The following is an 11648-nucleotide window of genomic DNA, read 5'->3' as shown; positions in this document are numbered from 1 at the left end:
GATCACGGTGACGTACTTGTCGCCGCGACGGGTGTGCCGCCACACGTGCTCATCGACGCCGATCACCCGCACGCCGTTGAAGCGGGCCGGATCGGCGATCAGCACTCGCTGCCCTTCGGCCAGGACGGCGTTGTTGGCGGTGTTCCACGACACCGCCAGCGCTTCGGCGACGCGAGCCACGGTCAGGTGTTGGCAGACAATCGCTTTCAAGGCCCACTGCAACGCACGCCGGGACAGCTTGGCGCGTGGTTCGGCGGCGTTGCCGAGGTCTTGGCGCCACACATGGGCACAGCCGGCGCAGCGGTAGCGGCGGAGGGTGACCAGCAAGGTGGTGGGCCGCCACCCGAATGGTTCGTGGGCAAGCTCGCGTGTCACGCTGTCGCGGCTGACGCCTCGCTCGCCGCAGCGGCGGCACCACGAGTCGTCGTCGCTGACCCGGCATGCCAATACCGCACGATCGGGGTGCAGTTGCTGGCCGGTCACCTCCAACCCGAGGTCGTCGAGGCGGCAGAAAGTAGTCAGGTCAGCGCGGGCGAAGCCCGCCCTACCGGTAGCGTCAGGCACGTCGAGGTCTTTCGGATGAGGCGTGTAGGAACCTTCATCTTCGAGAGACCTCGACCCCTATCCCGGCAACGACGCGCCGATGACCTCTACACCCTCAACTGCGAAGAGCCCGTAAAGCGACAGTCAAGTTGTCAGTGGTGTGTGGCGCGGCAGCAGTGGCGGCCGCTGGGCTGATGGCGCCGGTGGCGTCTGCCGCCCCGGCCGGCCACGAGGTCCGATACACGCTGTCGGTGGGCGGCCCGGCCACCTTCGACCTGCTCTATCTGGTCAATCAGCCGGCGAACAAGGCCGCCTACAACGCCGACGCCTACGCCTACCTCAAGCGCGAGACGGTCACCGTCGGTCCGGACGCCCCGTGGGTGTTCACCACGACGCTCGCCGACCCGCAGTGGGCCATCTTCACCGTCAGCAGCACCACGCACGGCGGCCAGGCCGCTCCGGACTCGACGTGCGACATCGCGGTCGACGGGCAGTCGGCAGCGCACCAGACCGCGCCGTACAACGTGCAGTGCCAGCTCGGTCAGTGGTAGTTCGCTAGCGGCGGCTCGCCCGCCGGTTGGCCTTCTCGATCGCGTCGACCAATTCGTCCTTGTTCATCGTCGACCGGCCCCGGATGTCGAGCCGGCGCGCGACGTCCATGAGATGTTTCTTGGTGGCCTGGGTGTCAACGCCCTCGGCGGTCTTGCCGCGGGCGTTGGGCCCGCCGCTGCGCGCCCGCTCGTCCGAGGGCCCTTTGTGGTCCTTCTTCTCCCAGTGGTCGCCGACCTTCTCGTAGCTGTGCTTCAGGGCTGAGTACGCGACGCGGTGGGCGCGTTCACCTTCGCCGTATTCCTCGGCCGCCGAGTCGTGCGCTTTCGCAAACGTGCGTTGCGCCTTGGGACTCGACTTCTGCAGTGTGCTGGGCAGCTCACTCTTCTTGGCTTGCCCTGTCTTCGTGGTCTTCGGCATGACACTCCTCCTCACGGTGGTTGATTGGTGTCCGAATCGTCGTCCACGACGGGGAAGAACGAGGCGTCCTCCTCGGTTTCCGGCCGGACCGGACCGTCGAGCACATCGGGCTCCTCGGCGGCGAGCTTGTCGTCGAGTGATTCGCCCTGCTCGGCTTCGTCTTCGAGCAGACCGAATTGATCGGCTCCATGCCAGCCTTCAGGTGGCTCGACGGTTTGGTCGCCATCGCGGTTGTGCAATTCGTCGGAGTCGGTGGACTCGCTCGGGGTGAGCATGTTGTCGTCAGACATCAGGCAGGCACCGCTTCCGTCGCCCGGTTCCAGGTCCGGTGCCGCCGGATCGTGTCGACGAACGCCTCGATGAACAGTTCGTCGAGCGAGCCGCCGTGCGATGTCGTCGTGACAACGCCTCTGTCCGTGTGGGTTTCGGTCAGTCCGGCGGATTCGGGATTGATTCCTGCGGCGCGCAGCAAGCCGACACCAGCACCGAACGCGGCGATGGGCTTCAGGTGCTTGTAGGCCTCGGCGACGAAATGGATCGCCGAACCGTCCTGTGCGAGCAGCTCCACGGAGTTCTGCGGTCCGGGAACCAGCACCGCGTCGTAGAGCGTCGACGACGTGGTGTTGAGCCCGAGATCCACGCCGAGTTCCTGGCCGGTGTCGGTCGCGATGGTGCCGCCACCGATGAGGCCGATGATGTCGACGGTGGCGCCCAACTCCCTGAGCGCGGCGGCGGTCCGCTCGGTGCCGCGCAGGTCCACGCCGTCGGCGGCCAGGACGGCGATCCGGCGGCTGACGATGGAATCGGTCGCGGTGTTCATCTGCGACAGCGCCGGCGACGGCGTCACATGATCGGGGACGGCGACCTCGTCCGGTGCCAGCAGTCCGAGCTTGGCGGCGACCCGCTCGGCCAGCTCGTGGTCGATCATGTTGAGCTGTGCGATGACTCGTTCACGGATGCCGGTCTCGGGGCCGACCTTGCCCAGTTCGAACGAGAATGCGGCGACGATGTGGTCCTTCTCGACAGTCGACATGCTCAGCCAGAACATCCGGGCCTGGCTGTAGTGGTCCTTGAAACTCTCTGCGCGGCTGCGGATCTTGCGACCGTCGACGCGTTCGGTGTAATGCCGGTAGGCGTCTTCGTCGGCCAGCGCAGGACAGCCACCGCCGAGGTTGTTCTTGAGGTAACTCGTGGTCCCCTTGGGGATGGTGTGCTGGCCGTAGCCGTCACGCTGATTGTTGGTCACCGCTGCGATGGGCCGGTTGACCGGCAACTGCGCGAAATTCGGCCCGCCCAAGCGGATCAGCTGCGTGTCCAGGTATGAGAAATTGCGGAGCTGCAGCAGGGGATCGTTGGTGAAGTCGATACCCGGCACCAGATTGGCGGTGTGAAACGCGACCTGTTCGGTCTCGGCGAAGAAGTTGTCCGGGTTGCGGTCGAGTACCATCCGGCCGACGGGGATCACCGGGACCCGTTCCTCTGGAACAAGTTTGGTCGCGTCGAGCAGATCGAACGGGAAGGCGAACTCGTCGGACTCGGGGATCAGCTGAACGCCCAGCTCCCACTCGGGGTATTGGCCGGCCTCGATGGCGTCCCACAGGTCGCGGCGATTGAAGTCCGGATCCTTACCGGCGATCTGCTGGCATTCCTCCCAGAGCAGTGAGTGCACACCGAGTTTCGGCGTCCAGTGGAATTTCACGAAGACGCCCTCGCCGGCCGCGTTCACCAAGCGGAAGGTGTGCACGCCGAAGCCCTGCATCATTCGGTAGCTGCGCGGCAGGGCGCGGTCGGACATCAGCCACATGATGGTGTGAAGCGTTTCCGGCTGCAGCGACACGAAGTCCCACAGCGTGTTGTGGGCAGACGCGGCTTGCGGAATCTCGTTGTGCGGCTCCGGCTTCACCGCGTGGACGAAGTCGGGGAACTTGATGCCGTCCTGGATGAAGAAGACGGGGAAGTTGTTGCCGACGAGGTCGTAGTTGCCTTGCTCGGTGTAGAACTTGGTGGCGAAGCCGCGGACGTCGCGTACGGTGTCGGCGGAGCCGCGGGACCCCGCGACGGTGGAGAAGCGCACGAACACCGGTGTGCGCAGGCCCGGCGTGGTCAGGAATTTCGCCGTGGTGAAGTCGGCCAGCGAATCGTCGTACGGCTCGAAGTACCCGTAGGCCCCCGCGCCGCGTGCGTGCACGACCCGCTCGGGAATGCGTTCGTGGTCGAAGTGGGTGATCTTCTCCCGCGCGTGGAAATCCTCCATCAGGGTCGGGCCGCGCTCACCTGCGGTGAGGGCGTCGTCGGTGTGCGGAACCCGCACCCCCTGTTGGGTGGTCAGGTACCCCGCATTGTTGTCGACCCGCGTGGCCTCGAGTTGCTCTTGCTTTGCATTCGATGTTTTGTCCACCGTGTCTGGTTACCCAGCGCGATGGTCAACAAACGCGGCGGTGGGCAGCCCTGATTCACAATGATGCGGCCGACGGATAGTCCGCTGCGTCGAGGTTCGCCGCGGGCGTGACCTGCTTGACGAACTCGCCGATGTAGTGGATCGCCCGCCGCCCTTCGGGCAGGACGGGAGCGGCAAGCGGAAAGTCGTGGATCTGCCCGTCCCACATGTGAAGTTCGCACTGTGCCCCCGCGGCGGTCAACCGCTCGTACATCAGTTCCGCGTCGGGCCGGAGAAACTCGTCGCTGCTGACGTGGATCAACACCGGCGGCATCCGGCGCAGGTCCGCGTCGACGGGCGAGGCGATCGGCTGCCCGGACGGATTCTTCTCACCGTGCGCGGCGACGTAGCGCATGAACGACGTCATGGCGCGTGCCGTGAACATGGCGCACCGGTCCTTGCCGCTGGGGGATTTGTCGCGCGGCTTCAGCGTCGTCAGAGGGGAGATGGCGGCCACGCCGGCGGTGGGCGGGTTACCGTCCCGAAGCAGATCGGCGGCGGTCTGCAGGGCCAGATATCCGCCCGCAGAATCTCCGGCCACCACGATGTCGGACCAGCGGTAGCCGCGGCGCAGCAGCCAGCGGAGCCCGTCGGCCGCGTCGGCCAATGCCGCCGACAGTCCGTGGTTGGGCAACATGCGGTAACCGACGTTGAGTACCTCGGCCTCGGCGCTGCGGGCAAGCCGGGCGGCAAGGGCGCGGTGCGTGTTGAGACCGCAGGTGAGGAACGCGCCGCCGTGCAGGTAGAGGATGGCGCGTCGGGCCGACGAGCCGGCGGTGCCGATCAGCTCGGCCGGACAGGACGGCAGGCGGACGGGCTGCACGGTCGCCGAGCTCGGCAGCGGGGCCAGCGCGGCGACCTGATCGACGGAGCTGAAGGGCCAACGCAGATTCGGCTGCAGAGCCCACATCCGCACGATGTTCTTGACGAACACCCGGCAGACGGCGCCGATTGCCTGGGATTGTGGGCTGCGTCGGCGGTGATGGTGCCGTACTCCCTGGTCATGCCGGGTATTTCGCATTGTCATCAACTCCCGAGCACTCGGGTACCCATGCCAGATTTTGGCGAAACGTTGCGCCAGAGAAGGTTTCCGATGGGCGCAGACCAGGTATGTCGGTAGTGCCGGATTGTTCAACGGAATCAAGCATGTTTGGAGGAATGGCGTATGACCACGCACATCGATACCGGCTCCGACACCGGCGTCTTCACCGGAACCGCTGACAAGGACTACAACCTCATCTGGTTCGTGGAGAGCTGCCTGAGCAACGCGCTTCGCATGGAACGCTATTGCGCCGACGCTGAGCGCCAGGGCGATACCGAACTCATCGATCTGTTCAAGCGGGCGCAGAAGGAAAGCCGCAAGGGTGCCGAGCAAGGCAAGGCGCTACTCGCGAATCGCCTGGTGTGACGGACTTCGATCGCACCTGACAACACCGCAATACAAGGAGGAAATGCAGTGGGAGAGAACAAGAGTGGCCCCGAAGAGGGCGTCAAGGGCACCGTCGAGGGTGTCAAGGGCAAGCTGAAGGAAGCCGCAGGCAGTGTCGTGGGCCGGGACGATCTGGTCCGTGAGGGACAGGCCCAGCAGGACAAGGCCGACGCCGAACGCGATGCGGCCAAGCATGAGGCGGAAGCCGAGTCGGCCCGCTCCGGCGCGGCGGCCGCTGAGAAGCGCCAGCAGCAGAACCAGTGAGCCAGAACGGCCCGGCCTCCTTCAACCGTGGGGAGGCCGGGCCGCTTCTTGCGTGAAAACTATTGTGCGCGAGCGGTATCGTTGGGTCCGCTGTTCTGCATCGCCAATGGCACCAGCACCCAGAACGTGCAGAAGCCGGCCAATCCGATGCCGCCGGCGACCCAGCCGGCCACCTGGCCTGCGACGGTCCCGAAGATCAATTCGGTCACGCCGGTCAGGGCCATGCCGAGCAGCAGCAGGCCGTAGAAGGCGCAGCGGTGTGCCGCGGCCACGATCAATGACATGCGTCGTTGCCGAAACAGGATGCGGTGCATGCCGACTGGGGCGATCAGCAGAATCGTCGACGCCACCGAGAAGCCGACGGTCGCCAGGTAGACCGCCTGGCTCTGGTCATCCAGCGTGGAGAACCGCTGTTGGAACGGCAGGGTCAGCAGGAAGCCGGTGAGCAGCTGTACTCCGGTCTGTGTGACGCGGAGTTCCTGCAACAGGCTCGACCAATTGCGGTCCAGCCGTTCGATTTCCGTCTCGTGACGGGCCATCCGGTCCCAGCGCTGGTCGGATGGTCCCTCGTCACCGTGCTCGCCCGTCATCAGACACATCGCTCTTACGCCGAACTTTTTCCTTGTCGACCACGATGATGCGGTCATCGGGTCCCGAACCGTAGAAGCTGAAGATGTCCTTGTAGGGCGAGGAGTCCACCTGGATCTCACGGACCGTGAGCCAACGGCCACCCGCCGGGTCCTCGATGACGTCGCCCTTCGTGACGTCCGCGGGCCGGACGGCCTCGATCTTCGTTTCAGTGGTCATCGGAACCCCTTTCCTGTCAAGGGGTTTCGAACGTGAACGTGAGGATGGCGAACCCGGCGATCAACAGGGCCCAGGCGACCAGCGGTACCACGATGCCACGCCGGGTGCGTGCGGTCACGAATGAGATCGCGATGGCCAGCACCGCGACCACCGGTGCGCCGTACTCGATCAGCCCGAATATGAACGGGCTCGGGCCCAGCTTGGCGCAGGTGCGTTCGGAACAACCCGCGGTCGCCAGGACCTGGGCGTATTGATACAGGATGATGGCGAGGGCACCTGGCACGGTGAGGCCGGCCAGTACCCAGTTGATGACGGTGCGTCGCCGGTGTCCGGCTCCCTGTGCGTCTGCATCGTGTTGCGCGATCGCCCCGGCCTGGACCTCAGACATCGACACCTCCCGGGTGGTAGCGGTTTCCTTGGGACTGTCCTGTTGAGGGCGTACCCGGGCGGCCGAACCGCGAAACGCCTGTTTCGTCCGGTACCTCACGGGTACCACGCCCGGATGACGATGACTGTTGGGGATTACCTGCTCGAGCGGCTGAGGCAATGGCATGTCCGTCACGTATTCGCCTATCCGGGTGACGGCATCAACGGGATCGTTTCCGCATTCGGCCGGAGCGATGATGTGCCGCAATTCATTCAGACCCGCCACGAAGAGATGGCGGCGTTCTGTGCCACCGGATACGCCAAATTCGGTGGTGGGCTCGGTGTCTGTATGGCGACATCGGGACCGGGCGCCATCCACCTGTTGAACGGGCTGTACGACGCCAAGCTCGACCGCGTTCCGGTGGTGGCGATCGTGGGTCAGACGGCGCGCAGCGCAATGGGTGGTAGTTATCAGCAGGAAGTCGACCTGCACAGTCTCTTCAAGGATGTCGCCAGTGACTACCTGGTCGAGGTGAATGTCGCCAATCAGTTGCCCAACGCGCTCGACCGGGCGATCCGCATCGCGCTGGCCCGGCGGGCGCCGACGGCCCTGGTGATCCCGTCGGATTTACAGGAGCAGCCGTACGAGCCTCCGCAACACGAGTTCAAACAGGTGCCGTCGAGTGACCCGGAGTATGTGCCGCCGGCGGTGTATCCACAGAACGAACAGGTCCGCAAGGCTGCCGATGTGCTCAATGCCGGTGAGCGCGTGGCGATTCTGGTCGGCCAGGGTGCCCGTCGCGCCGCCGACGAGGTGCGCGAACTTGCGTACAAGACGGGCGCCGGGGTCGCCAAGGCACTGCTAGGCAAGGATGTGCTGTCCGACGAGCTGCCGTACGTCACCGGGTCCATCGGGTTGCTCGGGTCGCGGCCGAGCTACGAGATGATGCGCGACTGCGACACCCTGCTGATCGTCGGATCGAATTTTCCCTACAGCCAGTTCCTGCCGAAATTCGGTCAGGCCCGGGCGATTCAGATCGACATCGACGGAACCGCAATCGGCATGCGCTACCCGACGGAGGTGAACATCGTCGCCGACGCGAGTGCCGCGCTCGGTGCGCTTCTGCCGCTGGTGGAACCGAAGACCGACCGGAAATGGCGAGACACCATCGAGCACAACGTGTCTCGCTGGTGGGACACCGTCGAGCGCCAGTGCATGTTGTCGGCCCGCCCGGTGAATCCGATGCGGATCGTGTGGGAGCTCTCGCAGCGGATACCGGCCGACGCCATCGTGACGGCAGACTCCGGTTCGTCCACCAACTGGTATGCGCGGTGCCTGAAGTTACGCGGTGAGATGCGAGGTTCGCTGTCGGGCACGCTCGCCACCATGGGATGCGGGGTGCCGTACGCGATCGGTGCGAAGTTTGCGCATCCGGACCGTCCCGCCGTCGCGCTCGTCGGCGACGGCGCGATGCAGATGAACGGCATGGCCGAGCTGCTGACCATCAAGCGCTATGCAGAGCAATGGTCCGACCCGCGCCTGGTGGTGTGTGTCTTCCACAATGGCGATCTCAATCAGGTCACCTGGGAGTTGCGGGCAATGGGCGGAGCGCCCAAGTTCGTGCCGTCACAATCGCTACCGGACGTCTCGTATGCCGAGATTGCCTGTGCCATGGGGCTGGACGGCATCGCGGTCGACGATCCCGACCGGCTGGGCGAGGCCTGGGATCGGGCGCTGGGTGCCGATCGCCCCGTCGTGCTGGACGTCAGGTGCGACCCCGAAGTGCCGCCGATCCCTCCGCACGCGACCTACGAACAGATCAAAGACCTGACCGCCGCGGTGCTCAAGGGTGATCCCAACGGCTGGCACCTGGTGTATCAGGGGATGAAGACCAAGGCGCAGGAGTACATCGCCCGTTCCGGTGGTGGCGCCGGGTAGCCCCGTGTACTGTGAGAAGCACGACGCTGTTACAGCGTGGCCGCTTAGCCAAAAGCGGCGATAGTCGAGGGTACTGCAGCTCGGCGCGTGAATCCGGTCCAGAGCGGGGCCTCCATTCTCAGGATTCGCCGGTTGCAATCGGGCTCGACTTCGGCAGATCGCCGTTCCGCCTTCACGGCGGAAGCCAGCATGTCGCGGACCAATTAGCTATGCCGTCAATTGGTGGATCGCGCGTGCTGTCACACCCTGGAAGGGGTGCTGCATGTCAGTTTCTGTGTTGGAAAACGACTTTCGTGAAGCGAGCGAGCCGGTAGAGGCCGGCGCAGAGCTCGAACAAACTCCTGACGAATATGCGGATGTGGTCGCGATGGTCGTGATGCTCCGTCAGTTACCGCCCGACTCGGCCGCCTATGCCCGTCAACTCGAACGCATCGTGCTGCGGTGCTGCCCGCTGGCCGACCGGGTGGCACGCCACTTCGACCGCCGCGGCGAGAATCTCGAAGACCTGATCCAGGTGGCCCGGGTGGGGTTGCTGCAGGCCGTCAACCGGTTCGACCCCGCGCGAGGATCACGATTCGTGGCGTTCGCCCTGCCCACGATGATGGGAGAGCTGCGCAGATACTTCCGAGACTATGGCTGGAAAGTCCACGTACCCAGGAGAATTCGCGATCGGCAGCACGATATTTCCTGTGCCACTGCGTATTTGACCAATGACCTGAGGAGAGCGCCGAGTATCGAGGAGCTCGCCGAGGAGCTGGAGATCGACCGTGACCAGGTGGTCGAGAGCATCGTGGCAGCCAAGGCGTATCAGCCCCAGTCGCTGGATGTGAACGTCGTTGACGATGACTCGCGAGCGCAGGCGCTCGGCGACTCCCTTGGTGAGATGGATGCCGGATTCGACCGCGTGACGGATCGTGAGTCGGTACGGTCCCTACTGGCGGCGCTGCCTCGACGCGAGCAGAAGGTGCTCTATCTTCGGTACTTCGGTGCCATGACGCAGCGGCAGATCGCCGACTCGATCGGCGTTTCCCAGATGCATGTGTCACGGATTCTGGACCGCACCCTGCGCGATCTGCGCGCTCAAGTGGGTTGCGCCTGATCGGCGCCGGCCTTTCGGCCATCGGCGGTAGACCGGTTCTGCCGCCGATGGCTGGTGTCGCACCACGGATAGGTCTTGCTGCGTTGACAGCAGCAGATCGCGACCATGAATCTGTCGGAGCAGACCCGGGTCCCGTCTTCGAGTTCGACCTGGACCGGCCCCTGGATCAGCATCGGGCCGCGGGGCACGATGCGCACGGTTCTGCGCGCGGGACTCATGGCTTCACCGCCTTGATCACAACCAGTTCCTCGGTACGCCGTCCGGGTGTCAGTCGACCGGAGTCCTCCAACCACCGTGCGCGAGCGCTCATCACGGGCCCGAACGGGATGGTCCGGCGCGCGACCACGTCAGCCTGAAGGCCGCCGCCTCGCAAGGCGGCGACGCTGCTCGCGACATCGGCGAACTCGGAGTGGACGATGAGCAGTGCGCCGCCGCGCCTGAGCAGCGTGGGCGCCGCGGCGCAGAGTGGATCCAGGATGAGCCGGCCGTCGGGGCCGGCATTGAAGGATGTCGGCGGACCACCGGCGCCCACGATCACCGGTTCGCTCGCAGGCTCGGGCACATATGGCGGGTTGCACAGCACCAGGTCGAAGGGCTCGAGCCCCAGTGCCGCCGACCAGGAACCGAGCCGCGCATCGATGCGGCAACCGGCGAGCCGTGCGTTGGCGCGGGCCGCCGCGATGGCGGCTTGCGACGTATCGAGGGCGACGACGCTGTGCGCTCCGGCACCGGAGGCAGCAATCGCTGCCACCCCGCTGCCGGTACACAGGTCCGCGACACGCATGCCCGCCGGGTGGCAGCAGCGGTGCATGGTTTCGATCAACAATCGCGAATCGTGTTGCGGCAGATAGACGTTTGCGCACTCAGGCGAGATTTCGGAGCTCAGCATTCGGGCTTCCTCTCTGGATCCAACCTCTCCGATATAACCGGGATGCGGCATGGGCAAACGCGTCAATTCGGTAACGCCGCATGACCTGGGCGGTTTTGATGCGGGCGGAAACGGGTAACACCCGTCAATGCCGGGTCACGGTGACAGCCAGCGGGCGGTGATCCGAGAGTTCCACCTCCGGGGTGGCGTGTCGGAGCACGGCCAGTTGCCGGTCGTCGGTGAGAAGGTGGTCGAGCTGTTGGGCCGGTGCCTCAGCCGGAAACGTGTTGGCACAGGCCAGCGAACGCATGCCCGACCAGCGCTCGGCTGGTTCCGCCGCCATGTTCAGGTCGCCGGCGATGATGTGTGGTCCGGGCAGCGCGCGGACTGTGCGGGCCAGCTGCCGCAGTTGATGCCGATTCCAGCCGGGTACGAACGACAAGTGGGTCCCGGCGATCGTCATTGCGCCCAACGGCGTCTCGAGCCGTGCGAGCACGGCGGCGCGGGGCTCTTCGTGCACGATCATGACCCTGCCGGGCACCGGCAGATACATCGGAAAGCGGGTCGGTATCCGGGGCAGCCGCAGCACCTGCCAGCTGGTCGCCGGATACCGCGAGAGCAGAGAGATGCCGTACGCCGCCGATTCGGGATGTTCCTCACCGGTGGCGGCGATCCAGGTGGCGCCGGGCGTTCCGGTGATGGCGGCGACGAACCGGTGGGAGACGGCGTTCATGACCTCAGCTGCGATGGCGGTCAGATCCGCCCGGCCGGAACGCGTTTGATCGAAATCCACCTCTTGCAGCGCCAGGATGTCCGGGTCGAGGATGCTGATGCTGCGACGAAGCCGGTCGAGATGGACCCCGTCGCCGACGGTGCGGCCGTGCAGGATGTTGAAGGTCGCGAGGCGCATCGAAGTCATGATGACTC

The 11648-nt window shown here is 65.4% G+C and carries 15 protein-coding genes and 1 pseudogene; 5 read left to right on the top strand and 11 right to left on the bottom strand.

All coding sequences use genetic code 11. The features are described from left to right. Positions 1-564: pseudogene (locus tag ACJH6H_RS09570) on the bottom strand (ISL3 family transposase); the annotation flags it as partial. Positions 565-662: 98 nt separating this feature from the next. Here ACJH6H_RS09570 and ACJH6H_RS09565 point away from each other — a divergent pair. Further along, complete coding sequence (locus ACJH6H_RS09565) at positions 663-1094, top strand: hypothetical protein (RefSeq protein ID WP_406774754.1); 432 nt, start codon at positions 663-665, stop codon at positions 1092-1094. 4 nt (positions 1095-1098) lie between these two features. Here the strand turns inward: ACJH6H_RS09565 and ACJH6H_RS09560 are convergent, their stop codons facing one another. From ACJH6H_RS09560 to ACJH6H_RS09545, 4 genes are read right to left on the bottom strand one after another with little or no spacing between them, the layout of a single operon-like run. Then, positions 1099-1512, bottom strand: a complete 414-nt coding sequence (locus tag ACJH6H_RS09560) for a ChaB family protein (protein ID WP_318984472.1) — start codon at positions 1510-1512, stop codon at positions 1099-1101. Positions 1513-1523: 11 nt separating this feature from the next. Continuing rightward, the gene (locus ACJH6H_RS09555; protein WP_406774744.1) at positions 1524-1802 is read right to left on the bottom strand and encodes a hypothetical protein; all 279 of its coding nucleotides are present in this window, start codon (positions 1800-1802) and stop codon (positions 1524-1526) included. Next, a complete protein-coding gene (locus ACJH6H_RS09550; RefSeq protein ID WP_406774743.1) occupies positions 1802-3910 on the bottom strand; it encodes a catalase in 2109 nt (702 codons plus the stop codon). The genes ACJH6H_RS09555 and ACJH6H_RS09550 overlap by 1 nt, the downstream gene beginning before the upstream one ends. Before the next feature lie 55 nt (positions 3911-3965). Beyond that, the gene (locus ACJH6H_RS09545) at positions 3966-4859 is read right to left on the bottom strand and encodes an alpha/beta hydrolase (RefSeq protein WP_406774742.1); all 894 of its coding nucleotides are present in this window, start codon (positions 4857-4859) and stop codon (positions 3966-3968) included. 255 nt (positions 4860-5114) lie between these two features. Here ACJH6H_RS09545 and ACJH6H_RS09540 point away from each other — a divergent pair, with 255 nt between their 5' ends. Then, a complete protein-coding gene (locus ACJH6H_RS09540; RefSeq protein WP_318984476.1) occupies positions 5115-5357 on the top strand; it encodes a hypothetical protein in 243 nt (80 codons plus the stop codon). A gap of 48 nt (positions 5358-5405) precedes the next feature. Next, the gene (locus ACJH6H_RS09535) at positions 5406-5642 is read left to right on the top strand and encodes a CsbD family protein (RefSeq protein WP_406774741.1); all 237 of its coding nucleotides are present in this window, start codon (positions 5406-5408) and stop codon (positions 5640-5642) included. A 59-nt stretch (positions 5643-5701) separates the two neighbouring features. On the opposite strand, the gene ACJH6H_RS09530 is transcribed toward ACJH6H_RS09535, so the two are convergent. Genes ACJH6H_RS09530 through ACJH6H_RS09520 form a run of 3 tightly spaced genes read right to left on the bottom strand, consistent with a single transcriptional unit; the run spans position 5702 to position 6837 of the window. Then, a complete protein-coding gene (locus tag ACJH6H_RS09530; RefSeq protein WP_406774740.1) occupies positions 5702-6232 on the bottom strand; it encodes a DUF6328 family protein in 531 nt (176 codons plus the stop codon). Next, positions 6213-6449, bottom strand: coding sequence for a hypothetical protein (locus tag ACJH6H_RS09525; RefSeq protein WP_406774739.1), 237 nt, complete (start codon positions 6447-6449; stop codon positions 6213-6215). Before ACJH6H_RS09525 ends, ACJH6H_RS09530 begins: the two co-directional genes overlap by 20 nt. Positions 6450-6465: 16 nt before the next feature. Then, a complete protein-coding gene (locus ACJH6H_RS09520) occupies positions 6466-6837 on the bottom strand; it encodes a hypothetical protein (protein ID WP_406774738.1) in 372 nt (123 codons plus the stop codon). A gap of 114 nt (positions 6838-6951) precedes the next feature. Here ACJH6H_RS09520 and ACJH6H_RS09515 point away from each other — a divergent pair, with 114 nt between their 5' ends. Next, positions 6952-8754, top strand: coding sequence for a thiamine pyrophosphate-requiring protein (locus tag ACJH6H_RS09515; protein ID WP_406774737.1), 1803 nt, complete (start codon positions 6952-6954; stop codon positions 8752-8754). Positions 8755-9121: 367 nt separating this feature from the next. Then, entirely contained in the window at positions 9122-9853 is a 732-nt protein-coding gene (locus tag ACJH6H_RS09510) for a SigB/SigF/SigG family RNA polymerase sigma factor (RefSeq protein ID WP_406774753.1), read from the top strand. Here ACJH6H_RS09510 and ACJH6H_RS09505 read toward each other — a convergent pair. The 3 genes from ACJH6H_RS09505 to ACJH6H_RS09495 all read right to left on the bottom strand — a co-directional run bounded on the left by ACJH6H_RS09505 (position 9835) and on the right by ACJH6H_RS09495 (position 11631). Beyond that, positions 9835-10026 carry a CDGSH iron-sulfur domain-containing protein gene (locus ACJH6H_RS09505; protein ID WP_406774752.1) on the bottom strand — a complete coding sequence of 64 codons (192 nt, stop codon included), beginning with the start codon at positions 10024-10026 and terminating at the stop codon, positions 9835-9837. The genes ACJH6H_RS09510 and ACJH6H_RS09505 overlap by 19 nt on opposite strands. A 41-nt stretch (positions 10027-10067) precedes the next feature. After that, positions 10068-10742, bottom strand: a complete 675-nt coding sequence (locus ACJH6H_RS09500) for a methyltransferase (protein WP_406774736.1) — start codon at positions 10740-10742, stop codon at positions 10068-10070. Between the two features lie 124 nt (positions 10743-10866). Beyond that, positions 10867-11631 carry an endonuclease/exonuclease/phosphatase family protein gene (locus tag ACJH6H_RS09495; protein WP_406774751.1) on the bottom strand — a complete coding sequence of 255 codons (765 nt, stop codon included), beginning with the start codon at positions 11629-11631 and terminating at the stop codon, positions 10867-10869. Between the last annotated feature and the right edge of the window lie 17 nt (positions 11632-11648).

Source organism: Mycobacterium sp. SMC-21 (genome assembly GCF_045310825.1).
GTDB lineage: Bacteria > Actinomycetota > Actinomycetes > Mycobacteriales > Mycobacteriaceae > Mycobacterium.
The sequence above is the reverse complement of the archived record's forward strand: the minus strand, read 5'-3'. Positions and strand labels throughout refer to the sequence as shown.

Excerpts from the sequence above, each read along its gene's own strand:
- ACJH6H_RS09530 (WP_406774740.1), bottom strand. The coding sequence starts at position 6,232 with ATGACGGGCGAGCACGGTGACGAGGGACCATCCGACCAGCGCTGGGAC.
- ACJH6H_RS09500 (WP_406774736.1), bottom strand. The coding sequence starts at position 10,742 with ATGCTGAGCTCCGAAATCTCGCCTGAGTGCGCAAACGTCTATCTGCCG.
- ACJH6H_RS09555 (WP_406774744.1), bottom strand. The coding sequence starts at position 1,802 with ATGTCTGACGACAACATGCTCACCCCGAGCGAGTCCACCGACTCCGAC.
- ACJH6H_RS09505 (WP_406774752.1), bottom strand. The coding sequence starts at position 10,026 with ATGCTGATCCAGGGGCCGGTCCAGGTCGAACTCGAAGACGGGACCCGG.
- ACJH6H_RS09545 (WP_406774742.1), bottom strand. The coding sequence starts at position 4,859 with ATGTGGGCTCTGCAGCCGAATCTGCGTTGGCCCTTCAGCTCCGTCGAT.
- ACJH6H_RS09525 (WP_406774739.1), bottom strand. The coding sequence starts at position 6,449 with ATGACCACTGAAACGAAGATCGAGGCCGTCCGGCCCGCGGACGTCACG.
- ACJH6H_RS09520 (WP_406774738.1), bottom strand. The coding sequence starts at position 6,837 with ATGTCTGAGGTCCAGGCCGGGGCGATCGCGCAACACGATGCAGACGCA.
- ACJH6H_RS09510 (WP_406774753.1), top strand. The coding sequence starts at position 9,122 with ATGGTCGTGATGCTCCGTCAGTTACCGCCCGACTCGGCCGCCTATGCC.
- ACJH6H_RS09540 (WP_318984476.1), top strand. The coding sequence starts at position 5,115 with ATGACCACGCACATCGATACCGGCTCCGACACCGGCGTCTTCACCGGA.
- ACJH6H_RS09515 (WP_406774737.1), top strand. The coding sequence starts at position 6,952 with ATGACGATGACTGTTGGGGATTACCTGCTCGAGCGGCTGAGGCAATGG.
- ACJH6H_RS09495 (WP_406774751.1), bottom strand. The coding sequence starts at position 11,631 with ATGCGCCTCGCGACCTTCAACATCCTGCACGGCCGCACCGTCGGCGAC.
- ACJH6H_RS09560 (WP_318984472.1), bottom strand. The coding sequence starts at position 1,512 with ATGCCGAAGACCACGAAGACAGGGCAAGCCAAGAAGAGTGAGCTGCCC.